This is a genomic window from Pedobacter sp. 01T416_2, from assembly GCF_056398925.1.
The window spans coordinates 1-1,850 of record NZ_JBFTQI010000988.1; the positions used below are offsets into that span (position 1 = coordinate 1).

General features: G+C 40.2%; 3 protein-coding genes. 2 read left to right on the forward strand and 1 reads right to left on the reverse strand.

Annotated features, from left to right (window positions below; translation table 11 throughout):
- The coding region (locus tag AC1DPQ_RS26570) for a dihydrofolate reductase family protein (RefSeq protein ID WP_477611409.1) at positions 1-197 on the forward strand (197 nt) is incomplete at its 5' end.
- Between the two features lie 188 nt (positions 198-385).
- A complete protein-coding gene (locus tag AC1DPQ_RS26575) occupies positions 386-964 on the forward strand; it encodes a YdeI/OmpD-associated family protein (protein ID WP_477585045.1) in 579 nt (192 codons plus the stop codon).
- A gap of 106 nt (positions 965-1,070) precedes the next feature.
- Here the strand turns inward: AC1DPQ_RS26575 and AC1DPQ_RS26580 are convergent.
- Positions 1,071-1,850: NAD(P)H-dependent flavin oxidoreductase (locus AC1DPQ_RS26580; RefSeq protein ID WP_477611410.1), on the reverse strand; the 780-nt coding region annotated here is incomplete at its 5' end.

The following is a 1,850-nucleotide window of genomic DNA, read 5'->3' on the forward strand; positions in this document are numbered from 1 at the left end:
GTGGTGCAAAATTAATATCGACTTTTTTAAATGCCGGCATGGTTGATGAGTTTCAGCTAGCTGTACATCCGGTAATATTGGGTGAAGGAAAATTACTGTTCAGCRAAATTACCAATCGGGTTTGGTTAACATTAAAAGAAACAAAAAGCGCTCCATCAGGTGTTGTGCAGCTGATATACAGCGTTAACGATAAATGAGCAATGGTAGTTTAGAGTTGAGCGTTTGGCGTTTAGAGTCAATTAACCGATTTCAACAATTAACCGAGTGAACCAGTTTGGAGTTGGGCGTTTGGCGTTTGGAGTCGATTAACCATTTATACAAAAAACCAATTAAGATTGAAGTGACCAATGACTAGTGAACGAATGACTAATGAACTATCATTGCTATGGAAGAAATAAAAAACGGAGTTAAAGCTTTTTATGCCAAAACCCAGGCCGATTGGCGCCAATGGCTCGCCGAAAACCATGAAAAAGAAGTATCTGTTTGGTTAATTATCTATAAAAAAGATGCATCAGCAAATCGTTTACCACATAGCAACGCAGTTGATGAAGCCCTCTGTTATGGTTGGATTGATAGTTTAACAATGAAACGTGATGAAGAAAGCCGCTATCAATTTTTCTCCAAAAGAAAACCTAAAAGCAATTGGAGCGCAATTAACAAGAATAAGGCTTTACACATGATAGCCCAAGGATTGATGAGCCATGCAGGACTACAGTCGATCGAAACAGCTAAAGCCAATGGCATGTGGGATGCCCTAAACGATGTGGAAAATCTGATTGTACCCGATGATTTAAAAAAAGAATTTGAAGCCAACAAATCAGCACAAGCACATTGGGATAAATTCCCTCGTTCTTCAAAGAAAGCCATATTAAAATGGATATCAGAAGCCAAAAGAACAGAAACAAGAGCAACAAGGATTAGTGAAACGGTTAGGTTAGCTGAAGAAAATGTACGGGTGAAATAGCACTTAGTCCGGAGTCTTTAGTCGGGAGTCCGAAGATCAGTTGCCAGTTAACAGTTACCAATAACCAGTTTACCGATTTAAACAATTAACCAATCCCCCAAGCCAACTACCTCACCTCTTTAACCAACACCTCCATTAATTCTTTTGCAGAAGTATATTTTAAGTTTACCGCATTTTGTCCCGACCAGAAATTGTACATATCTGTTTTGCCCTGCTCAATGGCAGCAGCTCGTAACGGCCCCATTAATCGGGTTTGAAGCGGAAAGGGCAATACCTCGGTTTCATAATGAATAGCATTGGATATCCGGTTAGCAATCATCCGGCCCATTCTTCCTGTTAATGATTTAGAAAGCACCGTATTTTTTGATTCTTCGGAGAAAAGTTTTGCCTTGTGCATCGGCGTTGCATTAGATTCGTCGGTTACTAAAAAGGCGGTACCCATTTGAACTGCATCTGCACCAAGTGTTAATGCGGCCCTTATACCTTTTGCATCGGCAATACCACCGGCAGCAATTAGAGGTGTTTTTGTTTTCGCTTTTACCTGTTGGATCAATGCAAAAGTCCCTGTTAACGATTCATCTGCCGGTTTAAGGAATGAAGGACGATGTCCACCCGCTTCAAATCCTGTTGCAACAATGGCATCAACCCGGGCTTCTTCGAGTGCTAAAGCTTCGTCCAATGTGGTTGCTGCACCCACTGTTTTAATGCCTAACTTTCGTGCTTCGTTTAATATTTCTTTTGAAGGTATGCCGAATATAAAACTAAATACTGCAGGTTTCAGCTCAAAAACGGTTTCAACCTGTTTCAAAAATTTTGAAGGAACATTGGCATCAAGATCTGGTAAGGGAATACTTAACTCGTCGAAAAAAGGTTTGAATAATAGTTT

Bases quoted from the DNA above. Each gene is read 5' to 3' on its own strand.
- AC1DPQ_RS26575 (WP_477585045.1), top strand. From the start codon at position 386: ATGGAAGAAATAAAAAACGGAGTTAAAGCTTTTTATGCCAAAACCCAG.